Origin of the sequence: uncultured Photobacterium sp. (assembly GCF_947039875.1) — a bacterium.
Lineage (GTDB): Bacteria > Pseudomonadota > Gammaproteobacteria > Enterobacterales > Vibrionaceae > Photobacterium.
In genome coordinates this window covers 17,036-41,874 of record NZ_CAMRAN010000025.1, presented here as the reverse complement: position 1 = coordinate 41,874, position 24,839 = coordinate 17,036, and the positions used below count along the sequence as shown (strand labels likewise).

Annotated in this window: 23 protein-coding genes; 22 read left to right on the top strand and 1 reads right to left on the bottom strand. The window is 36.4% G+C overall.

The genetic code is table 11. From position 1 onward, the window contains the following. The first annotated feature begins 125 nt into the window (after positions 1 to 125). Positions 126 to 1,589 (top strand): phosphoethanolamine transferase, encoded by a 1,464-nt coding sequence (locus Q0V26_RS10550; RefSeq protein ID WP_297481624.1) that lies wholly within the window; start codon positions 126 to 128, stop codon positions 1,587 to 1,589. Positions 1,590 to 1,624: 35 nt separating this feature from the next. Here Q0V26_RS10550 and Q0V26_RS10545 read toward each other — a convergent pair whose 3' ends face one another. Further along, on the bottom strand, positions 1,625 to 2,518 hold the full coding sequence (locus tag Q0V26_RS10545; protein WP_297481622.1) for a LysR family transcriptional regulator: 894 nt from the start codon (positions 2,516 to 2,518) through the stop codon (positions 1,625 to 1,627). A 138-nt stretch (positions 2,519 to 2,656) separates the two neighbouring features. Here Q0V26_RS10545 and csrD point away from each other — a divergent pair, with 138 nt between their 5' ends. The 21 genes from csrD to Q0V26_RS10440 all read left to right on the top strand — a co-directional run bounded on the left by csrD (position 2,657) and on the right by Q0V26_RS10440 (position 24,833). Continuing rightward, positions 2,657 to 4,573 carry an RNase E specificity factor CsrD gene (gene csrD, locus Q0V26_RS10540; protein ID WP_297481620.1) on the top strand — a complete coding sequence of 639 codons (1,917 nt, stop codon included), beginning with the start codon at positions 2,657 to 2,659 and terminating at the stop codon, positions 4,571 to 4,573. Positions 4,574 to 4,813: 240 nt separating this feature from the next. After that, the gene (locus tag Q0V26_RS10535; protein ID WP_297481618.1) at positions 4,814 to 6,217 is read left to right on the top strand and encodes an MSHA biogenesis protein MshI; all 1,404 of its coding nucleotides are present in this window, start codon (positions 4,814 to 4,816) and stop codon (positions 6,215 to 6,217) included. After that, positions 6,217 to 6,852, top strand: a complete 636-nt coding sequence (gene pilO / locus Q0V26_RS10530; RefSeq protein ID WP_297481616.1) for a type 4a pilus biogenesis protein PilO — start codon at positions 6,217 to 6,219, stop codon at positions 6,850 to 6,852. Before Q0V26_RS10535 ends, pilO begins: the two co-directional genes overlap by 1 nt. Then, the gene (locus Q0V26_RS10525) at positions 6,845 to 7,174 is read left to right on the top strand and encodes an MSHA biogenesis protein MshK (protein WP_297481614.1); all 330 of its coding nucleotides are present in this window, start codon (positions 6,845 to 6,847) and stop codon (positions 7,172 to 7,174) included. Before pilO ends, Q0V26_RS10525 begins: the two co-directional genes overlap by 8 nt. A gap of 13 nt (positions 7,175 to 7,187) precedes the next feature. Beyond that, positions 7,188 to 8,819, top strand: coding sequence for a pilus (MSHA type) biogenesis protein MshL (gene mshL, locus Q0V26_RS10520; RefSeq protein ID WP_297481612.1), 1,632 nt, complete (start codon positions 7,188 to 7,190; stop codon positions 8,817 to 8,819). Between the two features lie 194 nt (positions 8,820 to 9,013). Continuing rightward, on the top strand, positions 9,014 to 9,781 hold the full coding sequence (locus Q0V26_RS10515) for a tetratricopeptide repeat protein (RefSeq protein ID WP_297481610.1): 768 nt from the start codon (positions 9,014 to 9,016) through the stop codon (positions 9,779 to 9,781). 10 nt (positions 9,782 to 9,791) lie between these two features. Then, positions 9,792 to 11,501, top strand: coding sequence for an ATPase, T2SS/T4P/T4SS family (locus tag Q0V26_RS10510; RefSeq protein WP_297481608.1), 1,710 nt, complete (start codon positions 9,792 to 9,794; stop codon positions 11,499 to 11,501). 16 nt (positions 11,502 to 11,517) lie between these two features. Beyond that, positions 11,518 to 12,738 (top strand): type II secretion system F family protein, encoded by a 1,221-nt coding sequence (locus tag Q0V26_RS10505; protein WP_297481606.1) that lies wholly within the window; start codon positions 11,518 to 11,520, stop codon positions 12,736 to 12,738. Continuing rightward, positions 12,731 to 13,180: a hypothetical protein gene (locus Q0V26_RS10500; protein ID WP_297481604.1), complete on the top strand. Its 450-nt coding sequence runs from the start codon at positions 12,731 to 12,733 to the stop codon at positions 13,178 to 13,180. The genes Q0V26_RS10505 and Q0V26_RS10500 overlap by 8 nt, the downstream gene beginning before the upstream one ends. Positions 13,181 to 13,299: 119 nt before the next feature. Beyond that, the gene (locus Q0V26_RS10495; protein ID WP_297481602.1) at positions 13,300 to 13,950 is read left to right on the top strand and encodes a type II secretion system protein; all 651 of its coding nucleotides are present in this window, start codon (positions 13,300 to 13,302) and stop codon (positions 13,948 to 13,950) included. Between the two features lies 1 nt (position 13,951). After that, the gene (locus Q0V26_RS10490; protein WP_297481600.1) at positions 13,952 to 14,491 is read left to right on the top strand and encodes a type II secretion system protein; all 540 of its coding nucleotides are present in this window, start codon (positions 13,952 to 13,954) and stop codon (positions 14,489 to 14,491) included. A 63-nt stretch (positions 14,492 to 14,554) separates the two neighbouring features. Beyond that, the gene (locus Q0V26_RS10485) at positions 14,555 to 15,037 is read left to right on the top strand and encodes a type II secretion system protein (RefSeq protein WP_297481598.1); all 483 of its coding nucleotides are present in this window, start codon (positions 14,555 to 14,557) and stop codon (positions 15,035 to 15,037) included. Between the two features lie 93 nt (positions 15,038 to 15,130). Continuing rightward, positions 15,131 to 15,619: a type II secretion system protein gene (locus Q0V26_RS10480; RefSeq protein ID WP_297481596.1), complete on the top strand. Its 489-nt coding sequence runs from the start codon at positions 15,131 to 15,133 to the stop codon at positions 15,617 to 15,619. Next, positions 15,616 to 16,236, top strand: a complete 621-nt coding sequence (locus Q0V26_RS10475) for a prepilin-type N-terminal cleavage/methylation domain-containing protein (RefSeq protein WP_297481594.1) — start codon at positions 15,616 to 15,618, stop codon at positions 16,234 to 16,236. The genes Q0V26_RS10480 and Q0V26_RS10475 overlap by 4 nt, the downstream gene beginning before the upstream one ends. Then, positions 16,236 to 16,982: a type II secretion system protein gene (locus Q0V26_RS10470; RefSeq protein WP_297481592.1), complete on the top strand. Its 747-nt coding sequence runs from the start codon at positions 16,236 to 16,238 to the stop codon at positions 16,980 to 16,982. Before Q0V26_RS10475 ends, Q0V26_RS10470 begins: the two co-directional genes overlap by 1 nt. Continuing rightward, a complete protein-coding gene (locus tag Q0V26_RS10465) occupies positions 16,972 to 17,406 on the top strand; it encodes an MshP protein (RefSeq protein WP_297481590.1) in 435 nt (144 codons plus the stop codon). Before Q0V26_RS10470 ends, Q0V26_RS10465 begins: the two co-directional genes overlap by 11 nt. Continuing rightward, a complete protein-coding gene (locus tag Q0V26_RS10460) occupies positions 17,403 to 21,359 on the top strand; it encodes a DUF6701 domain-containing protein (RefSeq protein ID WP_297481588.1) in 3,957 nt (1,318 codons plus the stop codon). The genes Q0V26_RS10465 and Q0V26_RS10460 overlap by 4 nt, the downstream gene beginning before the upstream one ends. A gap of 230 nt (positions 21,360 to 21,589) precedes the next feature. Further along, the gene (gene mreB, locus Q0V26_RS10455) at positions 21,590 to 22,633 is read left to right on the top strand and encodes a rod shape-determining protein MreB (RefSeq protein ID WP_297481586.1); all 1,044 of its coding nucleotides are present in this window, start codon (positions 21,590 to 21,592) and stop codon (positions 22,631 to 22,633) included. Between the two features lie 40 nt (positions 22,634 to 22,673). Beyond that, positions 22,674 to 23,651: a rod shape-determining protein MreC gene (gene mreC / locus Q0V26_RS10450; protein ID WP_297481585.1), complete on the top strand. Its 978-nt coding sequence runs from the start codon at positions 22,674 to 22,676 to the stop codon at positions 23,649 to 23,651. After that, the gene (gene mreD, locus Q0V26_RS10445) at positions 23,638 to 24,126 is read left to right on the top strand and encodes a rod shape-determining protein MreD (protein WP_297481583.1); all 489 of its coding nucleotides are present in this window, start codon (positions 23,638 to 23,640) and stop codon (positions 24,124 to 24,126) included. The genes mreC and mreD overlap by 14 nt, the downstream gene beginning before the upstream one ends. 134 nt (positions 24,127 to 24,260) lie before the next feature. Further along, positions 24,261 to 24,833, top strand: a complete 573-nt coding sequence (locus Q0V26_RS10440) for a Maf family protein (RefSeq protein WP_297481581.1) — start codon at positions 24,261 to 24,263, stop codon at positions 24,831 to 24,833. Positions 24,834 to 24,839 lie beyond the last annotated feature (6 nt).

Genomic DNA, 24,839 nt, shown 5'->3' with positions numbered 1-24,839 from the left:
GAATAAACACTTTTAATTACCAGATTTAATACTAACCCAGCAGAAATGCTGGGTTTTTTGTGTGTCAAAAGTATCATGCTTACGTTAGAATATTCTCTCTGTCATTATTTTTGTCTATTATATTTATGAAATATTTAGATGTCGTCATTACATTATTATTATCTTTATTATTTACTATTGGAGTTGGGTATGAAGATACTATACTAATAGTAGGTGGATGCTTATTTTTAGCATTGATATTTTTATCATCTAAACGATGGTTAAAATGGCTGCTTATTTTTCCAATTGGTTTGATTGCGACATTGTATTTTCAAACGGGTTATATTTATGGTCACCCGAATATCGGAATTATTGCATCGTTATTTGAAACTAATAAACGTGAAAGTATTGAATTTTTATTCGCTATTCCACTAAAGGTATGGATCCTTAATATAATTTTATTAGTAGCATTTAGTTATTATTTAATTAGAGTTGAATTTGAATTTAAGTGGCGTAAGTTAGCTTTTATTTCTGGCTGTATCTGTTTTTATTTTTCATCACTGAGTCTATTTTTAAGCCATTGTTATAAAAGTACAGAACACTATATTAAGCAAATTGAAGTATTGAAAAATAGCATTTATCAAACTGCTAATTGGACTATTTTAAATGTGAAACCACGCTATAAAACCTATGTCTTAATCATAGGTGAAAGTATGCGCAAAGATTATATGTCGAGTTATGGTTATCCACTTAATACCACGCCTTTTTTAGCGACAACTCCGGGGGTATTTGTGAATGGTTATTTATCGGCGGCATCTCATACTGCGGTATCATTACCACGAACATTAGGTGTCAGTCGTGGTTTAGATTTACATCCTGCTAATAACATAATTACCTTAGCCAATGCCGCTAAAATGAAAACAATATGGCTTTCAAATCAAGGCTTTATTGGTGATTATGATACGGCTGTTTCAGCAATAGCTGTTCATGCATCAGAAAAGCATTTTTTGAAAAAAGGTAATTTCCTAACCAATAATACCAGCGATTACGCTTTATTACCGTTATTCAAACGTGCATTAGATCAACCTTATAACGGTTCTAAATTAATCGTGGTACATATTATGGGGTCCCATGAAAACTTTTGCGATCGGATTAAAAAAGACAGCTATAATCTAAAGGATAAAGATCTTTCTTGTTATTTATCTACTTATAATCAAACAGATACCATTATTAAAACGATTATTAATGATTTAAAAGCAACCCAAGATAGTTATTCGTTAATGTATTTTTCTGATCATGGTTTAAATAATGTCAGCACTATGAAAGGAAAGACACAATTAGTGCATGGTGATTTATATAAACAAAATTATGAAGTACCACTAATTGAAATTGCCAGTAATATTCATCAACATACAATATTGAATAAGCAGATTAGTGCCTTTGATTTTATGTCAATTTTCTCTGATTGGATTGGTGTAAAAACAACACAATTACCATCGCTGAGTATTTATCAATTATCACAAAATAAAAATATTCAAGTATTAAGTGGTAATAAAATGGTGTCATTTAAATCACTCAAGAATGACCCGGATGAAGTCATTCGCCGTTAAAGATAACCATAATAACGGGCTATTTGGAAACATAATTAATAAGCATGTTCCATTGTGGCTGCTTTTTGTTTGATAAAATCGATAAATAATTTCGTTTTAACGTGATGATAATTTAATTTTGGGTAGTAAGCATAAATAGCATTGGTTGGTTGTTTTAACGTTGGTAATACAGGAATTAACAAGCCATTATCTAGCTCACGTTTTATTGTTTGCCAGCTAGTTAAAATCAGCCCCATTCCTGCAACCGCCCCTGCGACTAGCGCTTCTGGGTTGGTGGTAATGAAGTTACCTTGCAATAAAAGCCGTTGATTATGCTCAAAAATATGATCTTGTTGGTGATCTTGTTCTCCAAATAGTAAGTAATTATGCTGACATAATTGTTCGGGGGTGGTGATTTTTGGGTTATTTTCAAGATAAGCGGGTGCAGCATAAAAGCCATTACAGTAACTTAGTAATTTAGTTGCAATATAGCTAGAAGAGTTAAATTCCGTGATTTCACGGCTGATGAAGACATCGAGGTTTAAATCGGGTAATTGTCCAGGTGCCACCGTATGGAGCTCAATTTTTATATTGGGGTAACGATGGCTAAATTCAGCCAAATAATTGACGAATAAGCGGCTTCCTGTAGCAAGAGGTGCGCCTAAACGTAAAATACCACCAATTTCACCATAAGTTGCAGTTGTTTCTGCTAACATTTGTTGCCAATCATTGACTAACAAGGCACTACGTTGGTAAAACAATTGACCCGCTTCTGTTACGGTTAAATGGCGAGTGGTTCGCTTTAACAGCTGTACTCCCAGTTGTTTTTCTAGCCAAGATAATCGTTTTGATAGGGCAGAACTTGAGGTGTTCAGTTTGTTTGCGGCTTGCGCTAATGATCCATGTTCTACCACGGTAATAAAGCTATTGGCACAGGTGATCCAGTCCATGAAAGTATTATTCCTTTATTACAATATTAATAATCGATTAACAGGTCTAATGTAGCGTATGCTTAGCAAGGAAAAAATGATTAAGATCGTTTGATGATTACCTATTGATATTAATAGTATATATAAAGTAAGGATACTATGAGAAAAGCCTCAAGGATGAAGTTAACAAATCGCTTAGTTGCCTTTGTTACCATGATCGTGATTTGCGCGATTTTAGTGATTTTTATTGGTGGTGCATTGAGTTTTCGTAAACTTGGTCAAGATTCATTAGTGCATTACCTTGATGGAGTGGTAACGGTGATTGATCAGGAGTTAGCAGACTCTCAAGGCGCCCAAGCATTGCCACGTTGGCTGCCGACGTTGTTACAAGCAAGCAATGTGGTAACGCTATCGATTAATGATGGTAAGAAACAATTATTTGATTTTAATGGTAATCAGAGAGTGCCGGATCCTAATATTATGTACCATCATCAATATCAATTGCCATCACATCTAGGTTATCAAGTGACGATTGCGGCGATCCCTCTTTATAGTGAATTTACTTATTCTTTGGGTGCAATGTCTTCAATTTCATTGGCAATGTTGATTGTTATCTTAGGCTTAATGCGTGGTGTGCATTGGCTACGGATTCAGCTTTATGGCTCTGAATTATTAGAAGAGCGTGGGCGAATGATTTTGGCTGGACGTGTTGATCAATATGCTGAAGGGAATGATTATGAATGGCCAGCAACGGCAAGTTTGGCTCTTGATCAATTAATTGGTGAGCTTAAAGACGCGCGTCAAGAACGAAGTCGGTTTGATACTTTTATTCGTACTCATACTTTTTTAGATCAATTAACGGGTACGGCTAATCGGGTATTATTCGATAGTCGATTGCAATCAATGGTACAAGATCAAGATAGTCATGGCGCCGTTATTTTATTGCGTTTAAGTAATTGGGATGAAATGTGTACCGAGCAAGGAAAAACCATTGCTGATGAATTGTTACAGGAAATCAGCGTTATTTTATCTAATTTTATTCAGCGTTTTCCTGATACCGTCCTTGCGCGTTATTTTGATGATGAGTTTGCGATCCTGATTCCTCAGCAACCCGCTAAAGAAATTAAAACATTTACCAATCAATTATTGAATGCTGTTGAACGATTATCACCGCCACTGCCAATGGAAAAAGATAATTGGTGCCATATTGGCGTGACATATTTCCATGGTGGCGATCGCCGTGGACGGATTATGGATGAAGTTGATACCGCTTTGCGCAGCTCGCAATTACAAGGTGCTAACAGTTGGAATAGTTTTAATAAAGATCATCAATGGGATAAATCACGCGGCAATGTACGTTGGCGAACATTGATTGATAAAACGCTAACTCAAGGTGGTCCATTATTATATCAGCAGCCTATTATTATGGCAGAAGATGATCGGATAATGAGTTACGCTTTGTTAGCTAGAATTATTGATGATAATGGCGATATTATCAAAGCTTCCCATTTTATGTCGGCAGTTGAACAAGTTGGCTATTTGATTCGTTTTGATAGGGTGGTTATTGCTCAAACTTTATTATTATTAAAACAAAAATCTGCAGATAATAGTTATTCAGTTAATGTTACCACCACCAGTTTACGGGATAAAAAATTTGTTAAATGGCTGCGAGATGAATTATTGCAATTACCTCGACCAGTATTAAATCGATTATTATTTGAAGTATCAGAAAGCATGTTGGTTAAACATATTGATGCGATTCGACCTGTATTACGAGTATTAACCGGCCTGGGTTGTAAGCTTGTTGTTTCACAAGCAGGCAAAACTATTGTCAGTACTTATTATATTAAAGACATTCAAGCGGATTACATTAAATTACACCGTGGCTTAGTACGAGATATTCATCAGCGCCAAGAAAATCAATTATTCGTTCGAAGTATGTTGGGAGCTTGTGCCAACAGTAATGCAAAAGTGATTGCGGCGGGCGTAGAAACGAATAAGGAATGGCGAGTATTACAACAGCTTGGTGTTGTTGCTGCACAAGGGAGACTTTTTGCTAAAGAATTAAAAATATAAATAAAATTTATTATAGTTAATCTTATTACTTATGGGTTGTAATTGTTATCGTGACTATTTTTGAAAAAGTATTTTATGATGTACTATGCTTCGTAACGTCTTAAGTTTAATCAATTTAGTTACTAAATAAGATCATACTTAATATATATTTATTTCTAGGTACATATGAAAGAACGCCTTCTTAAATTGTTAAAAAAAAACAGGTCTAAATCTGTCGTATCTCTTATTTTTGATGAGACGATGGTTGCACTTGTTCGGCGCGATCATGACTATTTTGTTGTTGATCGTATTGTAGTATCTACAGCATCTGATTGGAATAATGCGGCACATGATTTAATTATTAAGCACCAATTATCAGGTTATCAGGTAAAAATAGTATTAGGTCATGGTTCATATCAGAGTTTAATTATTGATCAACCTAATTTAGGCGCTGAAGAACTACCTATTGCTTTACCTTTTCTAATCAAAGACTTAGTTAATGACTCTCCTGCTGATCTGATCGCTGATGGTTTTCCTTCCATTGTAAATGGACACCTCCAGGTTTTTGTTGCATCTCGTCAATTAGTTACCGATATAGTACTAACATGTAATAATGCTGGATGTAATGTTAATGATGTTACTGTTGAAGATGTCGTTTGGAGCGCTTTTACTGATATTAATCGTAATCAGTTAATTATTCATAGTGATGAAAGTGATGAACTTCAATTAACAGCTTTTCATGAGCAAAATTTTTGCTTTCAACGTCAATTACGCGGTGTTTCATTATCAACATTAGACACATCATTAGTAGAAAATCGTCAACAGCAACTAGATAATTTAGCGTTAGAATTACAACGATCATTAGATTATATTAGTGCGCAATTACGTGGTGATGCTATTAATCAATTGATTATTAGTTGTAACAAGCAACAAAACGAAAAATTAGCACAGGAATTAAATCAGCGTCTAAATATTAATGTCAAAGTGATCGATGATGTTGCAATTGATATTGATTGTAATATATATCGACTTGGTTGGGCAGCTTTACAACGTTCTTCTCATTCTACTTTAAACTTATATCGTGATAGTTTATTACCGCTTAAAGAGTGGGTGACATTTTCTAACCTTGCTATTAGTTGGGGAATACTCTTTATTATTTTTATAAGTTGGTTTGGTGTTAATCAATGGCAAAATATGGAACAACAAACACAATTGGATCAACAGTTATCGATACTAGCGGCAGAAAAACAACAACTTTATTTAACTACGGATAAAATTGCTTCGATGGTGGTTGACCCAGTTAAAGCATCGCAAGTTAAAAAATTAGAGACTGAATTAGTAACGAAAGAAAATGCTTTAAAAGCTATTTATAAACATGATGATAGTTTAAAAGTTGGTTATGCAGAATTGCTAAATCAACTAGCTGATGCCTCTAATGGTGATATTTCCTTACAGCATATTTATGTTGCAGGAGAATTGATGGATTTAAATGGTATGGCGCGTACTCCTGATGCTGTTCCACGCTGGATTGGGGTATTTGATCGTTATTCGTCGCTAATGAATAGACGCTTTCAAAAAATGTCATTAGGACGAAATGATAAAAATGTGGTGACATTTAATTTACAAGCAGTAAAGAGTCAACATGTGATTGAGGATTTTCATTAATGAACCAGTGGCGAGAATTAAATCAGCGTTTTTTAGCTTTGTCTCGTCGAGAGCAATGGCTAATTGCTATTACGGGATGGATTGCGATTATATTTATTGGCTTTATGCTTGTTATTGAGCCTCAAATGGTTACATCTCAGAATATAAAAACGTCATTATTAAATGCGAATAATGATATTCAAACCGTCAGCAATGAATTAATTATAGCAAAAAGAAAATTAGCTATAAATCCAAATAAAGAATTTGAGAATAAGATAGAGAAATATAAACAAAAAAATAATATATTAGAAAAAAAACTTGAAACTAAAATAGGAAGTTTAGTTACACCTGCGCAGATGACTCGATTACTAGAACAGGTATTACTGCATAGTTCTCAATTAAAGTTAGAAGCTATGACATCGTTACCATCGCAACAATTAATTCCTGGTAATGATGTTGGATATTTTATTCATCCTGTTAGTCTGAATTTTAGTGGTAGTTATTTTAATGTGGTTAACTATTTAAAAAAATTAGAAGCACTACCTGTTAAATATTATTGGTTGAGCTTGAATTATCAAGTTGAGAAATACCCATTGGCTAATATTGAATTAAAAGTTTATACATTAGGCGAAAATAAGGATTTTATCGGTGGTTAAAAATATAACATTGATAATTTTATTGGTTATCGGTTTTATTGTGCAGTCGGCATTTGCAGCACAAGATCCGACTGCGCCATTAGGATGGATAAATAATAATAGTAAAGTGCGTATTATACCTCGAGCTCCACTACCTGCATTACAAAGTATTATTTGTGATGAACGACATTGTTCCGTTATTTTGAACGGAACTGTTGTTGGCTTAGGTGGGAGCATTCAAGGGTATAAGTTAATACGTGTTACTGATAATACTGTCACTTTAAGTCGTGGCGGTAAAAAATGGCAATTGGCGTTATTCGCTGAAAATATAAGAATAAATTAAAGGTTAAATAAGTATGCGTCGAGTCATTTTATCTATTATGATTTCATCATTAGTTGGTTGTTCAACTAATATGGGGCACCATAATCCAACAGATATAAAACAAGCATTAAATAACGCAACTAATGAGTCAAGCAGTTTACCTCAATTTACATTACCGCCTTCAGTCAGTGCTGATTTGATGCCTGCATTAGAAAATAAACCAGTATCTAATAAGGTATTAGATAAACGCTTTCGTGTAAATGCTAAGAATGTTGATGCAAATGTTTTTTTTACGAGCTTAGTTAAAGGCACACCTTTTAATATTGTTATTGATCCTAATGTTAAAGGTTTAATTACAATGAAATTAAAAGACGTTACTTTAGATAATGTTTTAGATGTCGCTTCGAATATTTATGGATATCACATTACTCGTCAAGGTAATATCATTCAAGTTTTTCCAGCATCATTACGTACTGATGTTATTCCTGTTAACTATTTACAGTTACAACGTAAAGGCGTGTCACTAACATCGATTACTACTGGTTCAACGACAGGCGATGATAATAGCAATAGTAATAACAATAATGGTGATAATAACAACAACGATAATGATAATAACAGCAGCAATAATAGTGATAACAATACCATTAATGGTGGTACAACAATTGAAACAACGTCTAAGAGTGATTTTTGGGCGCAATTAGAAAAAGTAGTGAGTGGAATGATTGGTAAAGGCGATGGCCGTAATGTCATGGTCTCACCTCAAGCTGGATTAATTTCAGTACGCGCTTATCCAAATGAACTTCGAGAAGTTAAACAATTTCTTGGTATGTCGCAAACACGTTTAACACGTCAAGTGGTATTAGAAGCTAAAATTATGGAAGTCACACTTGATGATGGTTATCAACAAGGGATTGATTGGAATAATTTGACCAGTAGCCTTGGTGGCTCTGTCGGCGCCATTGTAAATGGTGCTCGCGGTGCAGTCGCTAGTATCGTTGATGGACAAGCCAATATAACAATCACTGACGGTAATTTTAGTGCTGTGATGAGTTTTCTGTCCACTCAAGGTGATTTAAATGTATTATCTAGTCCTCGAGTGACAGCCGCAAATAACCAAAAAGCCGTGATTAAAGTAGGTGGTGATGAATATTTTGTTACCAATATTTCAAGTAGTAATGTTTCTGGTGATAATAGTAGTGCGGCTCCAGATATTCAACTAACTCCTTTCTTCTCTGGTATTTCTCTTGATGTTACACCTCAAATTGATGATAAAGGTGGAGTACTATTACATGTACATCCCGTTGTTGTTGATGTGAAAAATGATGTTAAAAGTGTCGATTTAGGTGAAAAGTATGGTACTTATCAATTGCCATTAGCAAAGAGTACTATTCGCGAATCAGACTCTATCATTCATGCTCGTTCAGGGGATGTTGTTGTTATTGGTGGTTTGATGAAAACGAGTTATAGCGATCAAGTAACCAAGGTTCCATTGTTGGGTGATATTCCTGTTTTAGGTAATTTATTTCGCCATACCAATAGAGTGAAGCATAAAACAGAATTAGTTATTCTATTAAAACCCACCGTTGTTACTGATCATACATGGCAGCAAGAAATTGACCGATCTCGTTCTTTAATTAATCAATGGTTTCCTGATGAAGCTTAAGTAGTTATTTTTCGGTTTCTTTTATAGAAACGTATAACTTTGTTTGCTCATCTAAAAGGTCTTACTTGTTATTTATTATTAACGGTCAGACCTTTATTAATAAAAAAGAAACTGTGATGAAAATAAAAAACTTTTCCAAAAAGAGAAAATTAATATCGTTATATGGCGTTATTTTGAGCTGTTTTGGTATGATGATGAGTGCTGTAACTATACCTGTAATAGCAGCAACGGACGTTATTGGTTCACCAATTATCACTGATCATGATGAACAAAGTGTTTATGATGATGGATATAATAATGGTTATGAACAAGCGTTAGCAGAAGAGCATCAAAAACAAGTATCACCTCCGATTAAAAGTGAATTATCGATTGAGACCGTATCATTAACAGCGAGTGAATTGGCAAAGGTTGAATATTTAAATGCAGAAAAAGCCTTAGAGCAGCAGAATAGTAAACAAGCAGCCTTAAATCTAGAGTCAGCTTTGTATTATCGTCCTGATTGGGTCATGGCCAGACAAAAATTAGCCGCATTATATTATGGGATGGGTAATATTCAGGAGGCGACAGCAACGCTTGAGCGAGGATTGGCTACTCAGCCAAATCAAGCTGATTTACGATTAACATTGGCAAAATTATTAATTAATGAATCACAGTTTCAGGCAGCGCTAACGGTATTGGATGATAAAAGTGGCTATATGAGCATCCAGTATCTTGCTATGCGTGGCGCACTGGCTCAGCAGCTAAATAATAATAATATTGCTCTTGCTTGTTACCAACAATTAATTCAACGAGCCCCCAAAGATGGCCGTTGGTGGTTGGGTTTAGCTATTGTTCAAGAAAGAATTAAGGCTATTAATAAAGCGTTAGCGTCTTATCATCAGGCGTTAGCTGTAGGAAATATTTCGTCTTCTTCTCAACTGTTTATTCAACAACGGTTGAATGCAATTAAACAGCAACATTAAGGAGTTAATGATGTCTCTTCGATTACGAAAGCGCCTCGGTGATCTTCTTGTTGATGCTAATATTATTACTCAAAATGATCTCGATTTAGCACTAGCAAAACACCTACAAACGGGAAGGAAGCTTGGCGATACGCTCATTAATATGGGCTTTTTAACTGAAACGAAAATGCTACAATTCTTGGCTCAACAATTAGGTATTGCCTTAGTTGATTTGACTAGAATTGATATCGATCCTGATAGTATTTCCTTATTATCTGAAGTAAATGCGCGTCGTTTGCGCGCATTAGTACTTAGACGACAAGGAAATACGGTTCGAGTTGCGATGAGTGATCCTGCTGATTTGACTTCTCAAGAAGCGGTGTTTGATCTCCTTCATGATTATCGTGTTGAATTAGTCATCGCTCCTGAACGTCAATTACTCGCGGCTTTTGATCGTTATTACCGTCGAACTAAAGAAATTGCTTCTTTTGCTGAACAGTTGAAAGCAGAGCACCAATCAGATCAAGGTTTTTCTTATGGTATGGAAGATACCGATAAAGAAAAAGTGACGGTCGTTAAGTTAATTAATTCATTGTTTGAAGATGCGATACAAGTGGGAGCATCGGATATTCATATTGAACCTGACGCTGATGTATTACGTATTCGGCAGCGGATTGATGGGCTATTACATGAAACGTTACTAAAAGAAAGCAGTGTCTCTGCTGCATTAGTATTACGTCTGAAATTAATGAGTGGTTTAGATATATCTGAAAAGCGGCTACCACAAGATGGTCGTTTTAATATCAAAGTACGAGATCATTCAGTTGATGTTCGTATCTCTACCATGCCGATTCAGCACGGTGAGTCGGTAGTAATGCGATTATTAGATCAATCTGCGGGTATTCTTAGCCTTGATGAAATTGGCATGCCTGCAGAGTTAGTTGACCGTTTTCGTCGTCAATTAAAACGACCACATGGAATGCTGTTAGTCACAGGGCCAACAGGTTCAGGTAAAACAACCACACTTTATGGCGCCTTAAATGAATTAAATAAACCGGGTAAAAAGCTGATCACGGCTGAAGATCCGGTGGAATACCGCTTACCTCGAGTGAATCAGGTTCAAGTAAATAATCGAATTGGTTTAACCTTTTCTTCTATTTTAAGAACTTTTTTACGTCAAGATCCTGATGTGATTTTAATTGGTGAAATGCGCGATCAAGAAACCGTTGAAATTGGTTTGCGAGCGGCATTAACTGGTCACCTTGTTCTTTCAACACTACACACCAATGACGCTATCGATAGTGCATTACGAATGATCGATATGGAAGCACCGGGTTATTTAGTGGCGAGTTCTGTTCGAGCAGTATTAGCCCAGCGTTTAGTTCGTCGTATTTGCCCTGATTGTATAGAAAATGATGTGCTAGATGAAAGTCAACTGACATGGATGGAAAAACGCTTCCCTGAGTATGAAAAACGATTATTTCGTCATGGTCGAGGTTGTCATAGTTGTAATTTTAGTGGCTATAAAGGCCGAATTGGTGTGTTTGAATTACTTGAGATGCGTCAAAATATGATGGATGCATTACGTGAAAATAATGCCGTGCTTTTTACTCAATTAGCACGAAAAAGTGAAGGTTATAAACCATTAATGGAATCTGCCATGGAATTAGCATTGTCGGGTAAAACTTCGATTGATGAAGTTTTGATACTTGGTGAAGGCGATATACTTGATGATCTGTGAAAATAGAGGCTAGGCAATGGCTGTATTTAGTTATCGAGGGCGAACCGATAAAGGTCAGCTTAAGCGTGGTACGATTGAAGCATCTAATGAAAATAGTGCTGCTGATTTATTATTACGTCAAGGTGTGATTCCGTTAGATATTCAAGAAATAAAAGTGAGCGCTAACTCATTTGATTTAATGTCATTATTTCAATCACAATTACCGCTTGAAGTACTAGTGATATTTTGTCGACAGTTATATAGCCTTACCAAGGCGGGTGTGCCTTTGTTGCGGGCATTTAATGGTTTGTCGCAAAGTACTACTCATAAATTATTAAAAGAAACATTAATGGCGGTGACGTTGGATTTGACCAATGGTCGTGCGTTATCAGCATCGATGCAACAACACCCAAGAGTTTTTTCTCGGTTGTTTATTTCTATGATCCATGTTGGTGAGAATACTGGTCGACTAGATGATATTTTACTGCAATTAGCAAATTATTATGAGCAAGAGATGAAAACGCGTCGTCAAATTTCTTCGGCGATGCGTTATCCAACGTTTGTTATGATGTCGATTGTTATTGCGATGGGGATCTTAAATACTAAAGTGATCCCACAATTTGCCTCTATGTTTTCTCGATTTGGGGTTGAGTTGCCCCTGCCGACTCGAATTTTAATTGGTACCTCTAATTTCTTTGTCCATTATTGGTTAGCGATGACATTGGGCACGATAGTGGTATGGTTTTCGATCCGTTTATGGCGTAATACAGAAAAAGGTCAAGAAAAGTGGGATTATTGGCGGTTACGTATGCCAATCACCGGGTCAATAGTTAATCGTGCGCAGATGGCGCGCTTTTCTCGAACCTTCGCATTAATGCTTCGAGCTGGTGTGCCATTAAATAGCGCCATTCAGATGTCTGCAGAATCATTAGGTAATGCTTTTTTAGAAAAACGCTTAATTGATATGAAAATAGGGATAGAAGGTGGCAGTAGTATTGCTCATATGGCTCGCCAATCCGACGTTTTTACGCCTTTAGTGTTACAAATGATTGCTGTCGGTGAAGAAACGGGCCAAGTGGATGATTTACTATTAGAAGCTGCGGAATTTTATGATCGCGAAGTTGAGTATGATTTACAAACATTAACTGCGAGAATTGAACCGATCATGCTAGTTGTGGTTGCGGGTATTGTATTAATGCTTGCATTGGGTATCTTTCTTCCTATGTGGGGCATGCTTAATGTCGCACAGCATGGATAAATTTAAATCTGAAGTACGTTTAAAAAATATGGCTTGGGCTGCGGTAATATTATTACTTATTAGTGTGCTGTTATATAAATGGCAACAAATTGAGAATAAAGCCGAAGATACTCAGCTTATATTGACTCAAAATAATCTTTACCAAGGTGCAGTAAATTTAAAACAACAATGGGAAATAAATAATAAACCCTACCGTGATCATATTAATGGGATTGATTTTCAATATACGCCATTAGGATGGCCAATAGTAAATATTCATAATCAGCTTGATTGTCATAAGTTATGGCAGTTATTAACTAATAACATTCATTATAGCAACCATAATGAATCATTGTATGTAACAAATGGAAAATTGACCGATATTAATCATTGTACTTATATTATTAATAATAAAGCGTTGGCAATTTTTTATATTGGTGGCAAAATACGCATTGTAATTTAATGTTATTGTTTTATATAGCAATAAAGAATAAACATGAAGTAACAAGTTGATACATTGTCATAATGTATTAACTTATTACTTCAGTTATCTAGCGAAAAGTAATTTAAAAAGGATTTAAAATGAAAAAACATAATGGCTTTTCATTAATAGAACTTGTCGTTGTGATTATCATTTTAGGAATATTAGCGGCAACCGCGTTACCTCGATTTCTGAATATTACCGATGCTGCAAAAAAATCAGCCATTGAAGCAATGGCGGGTGGATTTGCGACTGCAATTGTCTCAGTTAGAGCACAATGGGAAGCTTATGGTCGTCCTGTTGATCATGGCAATAATAATATTGTTAATTATGATGGTACTGAATTTAAGTTAACCAATGCTGAACAACAAAATAACATTCGCATGGGTTATCCTTTTGCATTAAATAGTAGCAAAACTGCTAATGTATTAGATATTAACGTGAACGATTGCTTAGATTTGTTAGAAGAGTTAATGCAAAACCCGCCTTTAGCGACAACATCTAAAAATACAGTTGCTGATAGCAAAGTATTATTTTATGTCACTGTTGAAAATTTAAAAATTAAAGATATTAATAGTATTAATCCTCAAGGAATTATTACTGAAGCAAAACAATGTCGTTATTATCAATTAGCGTCGGCGAGTAAAAATAGTGCGGGTGATGTTAATCCATTAGCCGGACATTCGTTTACCTATCAACCAACATTAGGTCGCGTTGAAGTTGATTTACAACAAAAACAAAGAGAGAAATAGAATGAAGCGTCAACAAGGTTTTACATTAATTGAATTAGTGGTTGTGATCGTAATTCTAGGTATTTTAGCCGTTACTGCTGCGCCTAAGTTTATGAATCTGCAAGGTGATGCACGTCACGCAACACTTGAAGGTTTAAAAGGCGCTATTCAAGGTGGTGCAGGTATTGTTTATGGTAAAGCTGCAATTGCAGGTATTGAAACAGATGACTCTGGTACTAAAACGGTAAGTACTGCAAATGGTACTGTGATAACGTTATTTGGTTATCCTACTGCAACCGATGGGGGTATCAATGATGCTATTGTTGGTGCTGGTACTAATGGTGACTGGGCATTTAAGGCTGATGGAACTGGAATTAATGCTCGTGTTGTATTTGCATCAAGTAAATACAATACTCAGGTACAAACTGCATCCGTAAGTAATAATGGCGATGTTACATTTACAACTGAAGTACCTAAAAATTGTTACCTTGTTTATAAACCAGCGCAAAGTGCAGGTGTACCAGCGACAGTAGAACTTAAAGCAAATGCATGTAAGAACTAATATAGACTTATTATATTAATAGCCTTTAGAACGTTTTTAGTTAAACAATTAAGAGAAAAGAACATGAAAAAACAACAAGGTTTCACCCTAATTGAACTGGTAGTCGTAATCGTTATTCTAGGTATTCTAGCGGTGACTGCAGCACCTAAGTTTATGAACCTACAAGGCGATGCACGAACATCTACACTTGAAGGCTTAAAAGGCGCAATGAAAGGTGCGGCTGGTATTGTTTATGGTAAAGCAGCGATTGCTGGAGTGGAAAGTATTGCGTCTGGAAAAACCGTAATTGGTGATGATAGTACTAAGCCTATTACTCTTGTTTATGGTTACCCTGCCGCAACATCAGCAGGTATCGGTGCCGCCATTGTTGGTGCAGAAAGTAATGGAGATTGGTCTCCAGTTACTAAGATATCGAATAATGATACTATTTATTACACAATGAATAATCAAGTTGCTACTGCTACTACTACTAATTGTGTTGTTTCTTATACGAATGCTACATCAACAGCAGCACCAACAATTAAAGTTGAACCATGTAATAAATAGTTATTATTTATTATGATTAGAGGAGCCTCTGTGCTCCTCTTTTTTATTTAAACCTGATCAATTAAACAAAAATTTCAATAATTAGGCGGCGAAGTGAAGTCACAACAAGGTTTCTCCCTTATTGAACTTATCATGGTGATCATTCTTATTGGGGTCCTCAGTGCCACTGTTGCTGCACGTTTTTCAGGGCGAAGTGAATTTGATGCTCAGATCACTCGCGATCAAGCAATATCACTCATTCGTCAGCTTCAAATTTCAGCCATGAACGGTGATAGCCAGCCACTAAAAGTTGAATCAAATTGTCTTGGTGTGTGTGACGCTAATCGCCAAGATGCTAATAACAGCTTACGCTATCAACAAACGCAAACCACTTTCTCAATACAACCCTTGAACCGTGGATCCTCGTCGTTATTTTTTAATTTACTGGGGCAACCGACAGTCAGTCAGTCACCAACGGCAGCGCTTAGTTGTGCATCCGGCTGTACAATCACCATTACCGCAAAAAATAATCAAACTGCCAGTATTTGTATTAATAGCCAAGGCTATATTTATAAAAAAACCGATGAGGCGTGTTCACAGTGAACCTTTATCGTAAAGCAAAAGGTTTTACCCTTATCGAAGGGATCATCACCATTGTTTTATTGGCTATTGCAATGATCACCTTGATCAGCTTTTTGTTCCCTCAAGTTGAACGATCAGCGATCCCTTATTATCAAGCTCGCTCGGCAGCGATGGGGGAGGCGATACTTAATCAAGTGTTGGCGCGTCAGTTTGATCAAAATTCCGATCCTAATGGTGACAGTGTTTATCGCTGTGGTGAGAATGATAAACAAGGTGAATTTATTTATTGTTCGGCAACAGGACCTCATCCTAAACCTGCGACATTAGGGCCGGATACTCAGCTTGAACAATCACAACCACAATATTCAAATGATGTTGATGATTTTATTGGTTGCTGGGGGACAAAAGAACAGTGTCAGGGATATAAAGATCTTCATACTATTGATCGAAGAAAATATCCCAATACATTAATGGCTCTCATTCCTAGTTCTGATAATGCTAAATATAAACATATTTTTGCGGTGATCAGCGTTGAATATGATCGCCCTGATCTTGCTGTATTAAAAAAAATTACCATTACCGTCAATGCGGGGCGTTATGGTAAATATGATTACATCGCCTATAAAGGGAATTACTAATGCGTAATTACAACAAAGGTTTTACCTTATTAGAGATGGTGATCGCTATGGTAATACTGTCGATCATCATGATCGGCATCGGTAGTTATATTGCGCTGGGTGTGAAAGGCTATACTAATACGGTGGATCGTGAACGGCTACAATCACAAGCGCGTTTTCTCGTTGCACGTGTGACCAAAGAGATCCGTCATGCTGCACCTAATAGTGTGATGGTTGAAGATCGTTGTATTCGTTTTTATCCTATTGTCAGTTCAGCGGTCTATTATGCTGAATTACCCAATAATAGTAATGAGTTAAATATATCTGCATTTGATCCTAATAATAAAACAATTTGGGGGAGCAAGGGTTGGTATGTCGCGGTTGGATTTGCTTCTGCGGAACAATATCAAAATAATAAGGTAACGATTGATAGTATTGGTGTAGCTAAAACAAATGATAACAATAAAACCAGTAATTTATTCCAATTAACATTATCTACGCCAATTATAACTTCATCACCCGGTAAGCGACTTTATTTATATCGCGAGCAAATTAGTTATTGTCAGCTTGGTAATACTATTGTACGTAAAGTCAATAATAGTGATGGAGTGTTAATGGCAACCAATATTGTTGAGTTTATGCCGAAAGTACAAGCTGCCGGATTAAATAGTGGTGCGATAGCATTAATTGGCATTAAATTTAGCGATCCAAAAACCAATGAAATAGCGAATTATAATCACAGTGTGCAGGTGTTAAATGTATTGTAATCATTACGCTAAACAGCGTGGTAGTGGCTTGATGATAGTATTGTTTGTGATTGTTGTTATGGGGTTAATGGCTATCGTAATGACTAAAATAGGCGCTTCAAGCCAAACCATAACTACCAAAGAAGTGCTTGGTACTCGTGCATGGTTTAGTGCTTATTCTGCCAATGAAGTGGTATTAACCAAGTTATTTCCACTCGGAAATCCATTAATCAGTAAGCCTACAGCTTGTAAAAATTATTCTGTTGCAGAAATAAAAACGATGATGCCGCCACTTCAACAAGGGTGCAAAATTACGAGTATTAATTGTGCCGCTGCAATTATAAATAAGATTAATGAATATAAATTATTAAGTACTGTAACATGCGGCAGTGGAAAGGTTTCTATGACACGGACACAAGAAGTTTGGGCAAAGGGGGTAAAATGATTCGGATTATAATTGTATTGCATTTATTATTATTTTCTATTTTTTCCTTTGCTGATAATAATACAAATACTCAAAAATTTATCCATTCAATGGATGTTGGTCGATATAATGTTTTAGCTAATCATAATAATGATGCATATTATTGCATTAAAAATATATGTACGATTAAGTTTAATAAAACATTTAATACGATTCCTGTTGTATTCTTAATGAACACAGTTAATTTTAATGATGAAAAAGATCAGCCATCTGCATTGATAATAAAAGAAGTTACAACTTCAAGTGTTTCTTTTCAACAAGTTATGGCTCCAGATAGGGATAAGCCTGTAGATATTGTACCTAAGCCAATGAAATTAATTAACTACTTAGTAGTGGAAGAAGGAACCTATCAATTGCCCGATAATAGTTATGTTATCGTTGGTAGTCTCAATACTAATTATTTTCAATATAAATTTAGGGTTCCTAATGGTAGGTCAAATCATAATCAATGGGTAAATGTTAATTTAAATAAATATATTAATAATAGTGATATTAAATTAGTTAACACTCCTGGTGTATTACATCAAAAGCAAACTGATAATAATCAGATGTGGTTAACAACAACTGTTAATAATGTTACTAGAAATAAGTTTCAGTTATCGTTGGAAAAATCTGAGATAGGTGGATATAAAGATAAAGAACGTATAAAAATACCAAAAAAAAATGAAAAGATTGGGTTTTTAGCGGGATCTGGTAATTTTTATTATCAAGATTTACGAATATTATTTGGTATTCAACAAACAAATAATACATTACATCAACTAGACCCAATTACCAGTGGTTGTGGTAATTTTGTTGATTTTCAACCGCCATTTAAATCTATACCATATATTTTTGCAAATAAAGATGCGCGAAAAGGACCTGATGGTGGTTGGGTTCGTTTATGTAAAGCTCAAAATAACAAAGCTAGTTTTGCAATTGATGAAGATATGGATACTGATCCAAATAGAGATCATCAGGGTGAAGTTATTGGTTATGTGGCTATTGATTATAAAAAAGAAGAACCACCAATAGGTGAACTTTGTAAGTATTTTCCATCAACAGTGTCATCTAATAAAAATAATGGTTCTATATGGTTAAGTGAGCAGTCTATTATACAAGGACAATATAATAATTTTAAATTGAATTTTAATGAAATAAATTTTCAGAGTTATGGGCGACAAGATAATTGTTGGTTTGATGATAATAAATGGAAATGTGAATTAGCTACATCCTATAATCCTGTGCCAATGTTAAATCTAACTATTCCACCTAAGGATAGTTACTATGTAGGTAGTGATATATTAAACCCAGGTAGTTATGGTAATTTATCTCTATCAAATAAACATATAAAATTAATGACAGGTAAATATTATTTCGAGAATTTATCGTTATATGCTAATTCTAGTATTGAATTATTACCTAATAGTAAAGCTGAAATATATACAAAAAAAATAGAAACTAATAATGCATCTATCAATGAAAATGGAGATGCTAATAATGTTTTTATCTATTCATCTGGAAATGTTCAATTTAGAGGGTATCAAAAAAGAAATATTAATGCATTTATATATTCAATAAAAAATGTTTATATCGAAGGTAATACGACTTTAACGGGATCAGTTACTGCATATAATTTAAGATTAAATTCATATGCAAGAATAAATTCGCAGAATACATGTATTAACCCACCAATACCGCCAGTAGAAAAAAATAAATTAATAATAACACCTCAAGTTAGCTACGGATTAACCTGTGAGCGTATTCCTATTGATTTTTATGTTTATCATGATAGTGGAAAAATTAATACTGATTTTGTGGGTAATCTAACGATAACACAGCAAGATGGAATCTGTTGGTCGACGACTAATAATGGTTATTGTTTTACTGATACTGCTGCGATCCCTATTTCTGGTGGCCATATTCAATTATATATGCAGAGTCTTAACAACGGTAATGTGAAGGTAAATGCAAATTTAGCCGAAGATAAAACCGTTACGGCCACTGGTGGGCCATACCGATTTGCACCATATGGTTTTAGAATTAATGGTTCAAAGGGGATTGAACTTGTCGCTGGTAAACCTAAGACTGTGACTATCGAAGCGGTTGCTTCAAGTGGTGCTCAATGTACAGTTATTAAGGATTATCAAGGTAGTGCACAGCTTACGTTTTCTAATATGCAGGGCTTAATGCCGAAGCACCTTTCTCAACCTTTGAATGTTAATGCTGGCACACTTATTTCTCATAAAGAACTTAGTCGAAGTCTGTTATTCAATCAGGGAGTTTCTCATTTAGCATTGAAATATTTGGATGCTGGCTCTCTAGGTTTTTCTGTGTTTGATCCAAAATGGAAACCTCAACAATGTTCTCAGCGAAATTCATCATGTAGTGATTGGGAGCAAAACTGGTCAGGCTTACAAGGACAGGGATTAGTTAACTCCCGCCCGTGGACGTTTGCTATATGTCCGTTAACGTTTAATGGCAAAAATGAATATCGAAATGCAAGTGGTACTTCTAATGATGGTGAAGCTTATACTGCCGCAGGATATCCATTTGATGTGTTATTAAAGCCATTAATATGGCAAAAAGATCTCACTAGTGTGCTTGATGTCTCTAATCAAGATTACTGTAGTGCTTCTGTGACAAAAAACTTTTTAGTGGCTGACTCTCCGCCTTTAGATTCTGGTGTGATATCACAATATAGTCTTCATACCCCAAATAGTGGAAATAAAGGAACCTTTCATTTCGGCGAGATAACTAAAGAGCCAACACTTAATGGTTTATTGGTTAAAGGTAATACTTGGAGTGAAGTCGGCAGTATCTGGTTACAGGTTGGATTGAATAATTATTTAGGGATGAATATAGATCAAAGTAAACGTCATATTGGTCGTTTCTTCCCTGCTTATTTTGGTTTGACTCATAATCAATTAACGCCAGCAATGACATCGTTTACTTATATGGGGCAACCTTTTCCGGTGCATTGGACTGTAAATGCATTTAATCAGCAAGGAAAGGCATTAGATAATTATGATCAATTTGCTGAAACATTGACGGCTAAATTTGGATTTGTGGTGAAAAATAATAATGGTGGCGATGATCAGCGATTGTTATTGCAAGATCCTGTTCCTGAAAAATGGTCACATAATGTAGAAAATGGCCATTCATATATTAATTATCAATCGAATATTACTTATTCTCGTAAGGGGTTTTTATCGACACCATTAATTACATCGCCAGATGGTCCTGATGAATTATGGCAATTATGGTTAAATTTCCTTAACCCTAGAGATAATCGACCAAGTGATTCACCTCGTTTGTTAACATCTGAGCTATGTGATTCTAAGGATGGTTGTACAAACCCAACGATACAAAAAGTAATAAGTTTAAGGATCGGTAATACGAATCCTATGCGTTATGGCCGTATGGTATTGCAAGATGCAGCAGGTGATATTGGTAAGTCATTAACGATTCCTTTAAGGCTTGAGTATTGGAATGGTGTTGAATTTGTTACTAATACCGATGATTTAGCTTCCACATTTAATGGGGCTAACTATTGCCGTCAAATATTAATACAAGAACCAGCACCTCATACACCCAATAGCCCAACGACGTCTGGTGTCGGTACTGTTATCGCCGGTCTGCCATTACTTAATCAGTTAACGGCTAACCCTAATGGTGATTTTAAACAACAAATTCGTTTTTGGCAGCGATTATCAGCAGCAACACTACCAACCCAAATAACCAGTACGCCGAAAATTAATTGTGAAGATAGTGCATCAAATCAACCATGGTTACGTTATAACTGGCGCAGATTAGGCGATGAAGATCCATCAGCAACGGTAACCTTTGGGGTTTATCATGGTAATAAACGCATTATTTATCGTGCTGAAGCCAATGCTGTTGGTCAGTCTATTCCTTATCAGAATTATCAGTAACCGTTGTGTAATAAAATGGTAAATATTTAGAATAGATTTAAAATATTAGGTGGAAGTTGATTATAATATGACTAGATATATATTTAAAAAAGGTCTCAATCAACTCATCGAGTAAATAAATTGCGTGTCTGGACGCGGTTTAGCGATCCAGATCTTGTTTCGCTAAGGTGCACTTGATACATTGAGTCTAATTTACGATTTTTTAACGCTTGCAGGAATAGCTGAAGACTATGTTTAAGAAGCTTCGTGGCATGTTTTCCAATGACTTGTCTATTGACTTGGGCACTGCCAACACCCTTATTTATGTCAAAGGACAAGGAATTGTTCTTGATGAACCCTCTGTTGTAGCTATTCGTCAAGATCGCACTGGAGCAACCAAAAGTGTTGCTGCAGTAGGTCATGATGCTAAACTTATGCTTGGTCGTACACCAGGTAATATAGCCGCAATTCGTCCAATGAAAGATGGCGTGATTGCCGATTTTTACGTTACTGAAAAAATGCTTCAACACTTTATTAAACAAGTGCATGACAATAGCTTTTTACGTCCAAGTCCACGTGTATTAGTGGCTGTACCTTGTGGTTCAACTCAGGTTGAGCGTCGTGCGATTCGCGAATCAGCGCAAGGTGCTGGTGCACGTGAAGTTTACCTTATTGATGAGCCAATGGCGGCAGCAATTGGTGCAGGTATGCCTGTATCTGAAGCAACGGGCTCAATGGTGATCGATATTGGCGGTGGTACCACTGAAGTTGCGGTTATTTCATTAAATGGTGTAGTGTATTCATCATCTGTTCGTATCGGTGGTGATCGCTTTGATGAAGCGATTATTAACTATGTACGTCGTAACTACGGCAGCTTGATTGGTGAAGCAACGGCTGAGCGCATAAAGCATGAAATTGGTTCGGCTTATCCTGGTGATGAAGTCCGTGAAATTGAAGTGCGTGGCCGTAACCTTGCTGAAGGTGTTCCACGTAGCTTTACGTTGAACTCCAATGAAATTTTAGAAGCATTGCAAGAGCCGTTAACGGGGATTGTATCTGCGGTTATGGTTGCACTTGAGCAATGTCCACCAGAATTAGCGTCTGATATTTCAGAGCGCGGTATGGTATTAACTGGTGGTGGTGCATTATTACGCGATCTTGATCGTCTACTCACTGAAGAAACAGGTATTCCTGTTGTTGTGGCAGAAGATCCATTAACGTGTGTAGCGCGTGGGGGCGGTAAAGCGCTTGAAATGATCGATATGCATGGTGGCGATCTCTTCAGCGAAGAATAATACCATCATAGGATCCTAATTAAACAGGTTATAGTGTTATATGAAACCTATATTTGGCAGAGGTCCATCTCTGCAATTACGCCTGTTTCTTGCCATATTATTATCGGCTAGCTTAATGCTAGCCGATAGTCGTCTTGGTGCTTTTGCCAATATTCGTTATTTATTGAATTCGGCGGTCGCACCGCTGCAATATGCTGCTAATTTACCACGTGAAATGTTAGATGTTTTACGTGGGCAATTCAGTTCTCATCAACGACTATTGACTGAAAATAAAGCATTAAAACGTGATTTATTCGTCATGAAAAGTAATGTGTTATTACTCGATCAATTACAGCAAGAAAACCAGCGTTTAAGAGATTTACTGGGTTCTCCATTTGTACGTGATGAACGTAAAATGGTTGCTGAAGTAATGGCGGTTGACTCGGATCCTTATAGTTATCAAGTGATGATAAATAAAGGTCGCGTTGATGGCGTTTATGAAGGCCAGCCCGTGATCAATGATAAAGGTATTGTCGGCCAAGTGTCTTATGTTGGTGCGCACAATAGCCGCGTATTATTGCTCATTGATCCTACCAATGCGATTCCGGTACAGGTTGTACGCAATGACATTCGTGTTATTGCAACAGGTGGTGGACGTAATCATCAGATTTTACTAGAACATGTACCAAGTAGCACTGATATTGAGAAAGGTGATTTACTGGTCAGTTCCGGTCTTGGTGGGCGTTATCCTGAAGGCTACCCTGTGGCGCGAGTAACATCATTTACCTTTGATAATAAACGCCCATTTGCACAAATAACGGCAAAGACAACAGTCCAGTTTGATCGCTTGCGTTATCTTTTATTGGTATGGCCCACTGATCGCACAAAAATCAAAGATCAAACTGCCGTTACTGCTGAAGGTGCACCAATAACAACCGCGGTGACCCCCGTTACTGCAACGGATCCTGTGACACTGACTACACCAGCTGTCAATCCAACGGTACCAGCGCCAAGGAAGGTGAACAATGCCAACGAATAAAGCACATGGTCGAATCTGGATTTGGCTGTCATTTTTGTTTGCATTGGTGCTACAAGCTGTACCGTGGCCGGGAGAGTTAGAACCGTTTCGGCCGTCATGGATGGTACTTGTGACATGTTATTGGGTGTTAGCGTTACCTCATCGAGTTAATGTCGGTACAGCCTTAGTGGTGGGTCTATTATGGGATTTAACCTTGGGCTCAACATTGGGTGTTCGTGGGCTAATGTTGTCGGTGATTGCTTATATTATTGCGCTTAATTTTAGAGTCTTGCGTAATTTGTCATTATGGCAGCAGGCAATTGTGATAGCGTTATTATCACTAGCCGCGAAATTAATTGAATTTTGGGCTGAATACTTAGTCTCAAATATTAGTTTTTATCCACAGCAATTATTCGCGGTGCTCTTAAATTTTATATTATGGCCGTGGCTATTTTTATTATTACGCCGCATGCGACGTAAATTAGCGATTAGCTAATAACGATTAACATTATAGGGGGAGCCAGTCGGTATCCCCCTTTGCTCTTTTAGCGCCATAATTGTGAAATAATTAAATAAATGAGTATTTAACGATATATTGCTTAACTGGGTATTATTTAACAAAGGATAATTATGACTTCTATTCAACTTTATCTTGCCTCTGGTTCGCCACGTCGAATGGAGCTTTTAACCCAACTTGGTTATAACTTTGAACGGGTGGTGGTAGATGTTGAAGAATGTCATCAAGCTCAAGAAACAGCAGCCCAATATGTTCAACGCTTATCACGTGATAAAGCTTTTGCGGGTGTAAAAGCAGCGAATAATGATATTCCCGTACTAGGGGCTGATACAATTGTTGTAGTAGATCAACAAATTCTAGAAAAACCAGTCGATTTTGAGGATGCGGCGCGTATGCTGAGGTTATTATCAGGACGGCAACATCAAGTCATGACGGCTGTCACCTTAGCGACACCATCGCATAGCCAAACATGTCTAGTGACCACTCAAGTGTGGTTTAAAACTTTGTCTAATAACGATATAAAAAAATACTGGCAAAGTGGTGAGCCACAAGACAAAGCGGGAAGCTATGGTATTCAGGGAATTGGTGGCAAATTTATTACCCGTATCGACGGCAGCTATTACGCTGTGATGGGGTTACCATTAGTGGAAACCGACATCATGGTACAAGATTTTTTAAAATTATAAGTAGAG

Excerpts from the sequence above, each read along its gene's own strand:
- Q0V26_RS10490 (WP_297481600.1), top strand. The coding sequence starts at position 13,952 with ATGAAGCGTCAACAAGGTTTTACATTAATTGAATTAGTGGTTGTGATC.
- Q0V26_RS10440 (WP_297481581.1), top strand. The coding sequence starts at position 24,261 with ATGACTTCTATTCAACTTTATCTTGCCTCTGGTTCGCCACGTCGAATG.
- mreC (WP_297481585.1), top strand. The coding sequence starts at position 22,674 with ATGAAACCTATATTTGGCAGAGGTCCATCTCTGCAATTACGCCTGTTT.
- Q0V26_RS10485 (WP_297481598.1), top strand. The coding sequence starts at position 14,555 with ATGAAAAAACAACAAGGTTTCACCCTAATTGAACTGGTAGTCGTAATC.
- Q0V26_RS10470 (WP_297481592.1), top strand. The coding sequence starts at position 16,236 with ATGCGTAATTACAACAAAGGTTTTACCTTATTAGAGATGGTGATCGCT.
- pilO (WP_297481616.1), top strand. The coding sequence starts at position 6,217 with ATGAACCAGTGGCGAGAATTAAATCAGCGTTTTTTAGCTTTGTCTCGT.
- Q0V26_RS10535 (WP_297481618.1), top strand. The coding sequence starts at position 4,814 with ATGGTTGCACTTGTTCGGCGCGATCATGACTATTTTGTTGTTGATCGT.
- Q0V26_RS10460 (WP_297481588.1), top strand. The coding sequence starts at position 17,403 with ATGATTCGGATTATAATTGTATTGCATTTATTATTATTTTCTATTTTT.
- Q0V26_RS10550 (WP_297481624.1), top strand. The coding sequence starts at position 126 with ATGAAATATTTAGATGTCGTCATTACATTATTATTATCTTTATTATTT.
- Q0V26_RS10510 (WP_297481608.1), top strand. The coding sequence starts at position 9,792 with ATGTCTCTTCGATTACGAAAGCGCCTCGGTGATCTTCTTGTTGATGCT.
- mshL (WP_297481612.1), top strand. The coding sequence starts at position 7,188 with ATGCGTCGAGTCATTTTATCTATTATGATTTCATCATTAGTTGGTTGT.
- Q0V26_RS10495 (WP_297481602.1), top strand. The coding sequence starts at position 13,300 with ATGAAAAAACATAATGGCTTTTCATTAATAGAACTTGTCGTTGTGATT.
- csrD (WP_297481620.1), top strand. The coding sequence starts at position 2,657 with ATGAGAAAAGCCTCAAGGATGAAGTTAACAAATCGCTTAGTTGCCTTT.
- Q0V26_RS10500 (WP_297481604.1), top strand. The coding sequence starts at position 12,731 with ATGGATAAATTTAAATCTGAAGTACGTTTAAAAAATATGGCTTGGGCT.
- mreB (WP_297481586.1), top strand. The coding sequence starts at position 21,590 with ATGTTTAAGAAGCTTCGTGGCATGTTTTCCAATGACTTGTCTATTGAC.
- Q0V26_RS10515 (WP_297481610.1), top strand. The coding sequence starts at position 9,014 with ATGAGTGCTGTAACTATACCTGTAATAGCAGCAACGGACGTTATTGGT.
- Q0V26_RS10505 (WP_297481606.1), top strand. The coding sequence starts at position 11,518 with ATGGCTGTATTTAGTTATCGAGGGCGAACCGATAAAGGTCAGCTTAAG.
- Q0V26_RS10465 (WP_297481590.1), top strand. The coding sequence starts at position 16,972 with ATGTATTGTAATCATTACGCTAAACAGCGTGGTAGTGGCTTGATGATA.
- Q0V26_RS10545 (WP_297481622.1), bottom strand. The coding sequence starts at position 2,518 with ATGGACTGGATCACCTGTGCCAATAGCTTTATTACCGTGGTAGAACAT.
- mreD (WP_297481583.1), top strand. The coding sequence starts at position 23,638 with ATGCCAACGAATAAAGCACATGGTCGAATCTGGATTTGGCTGTCATTT.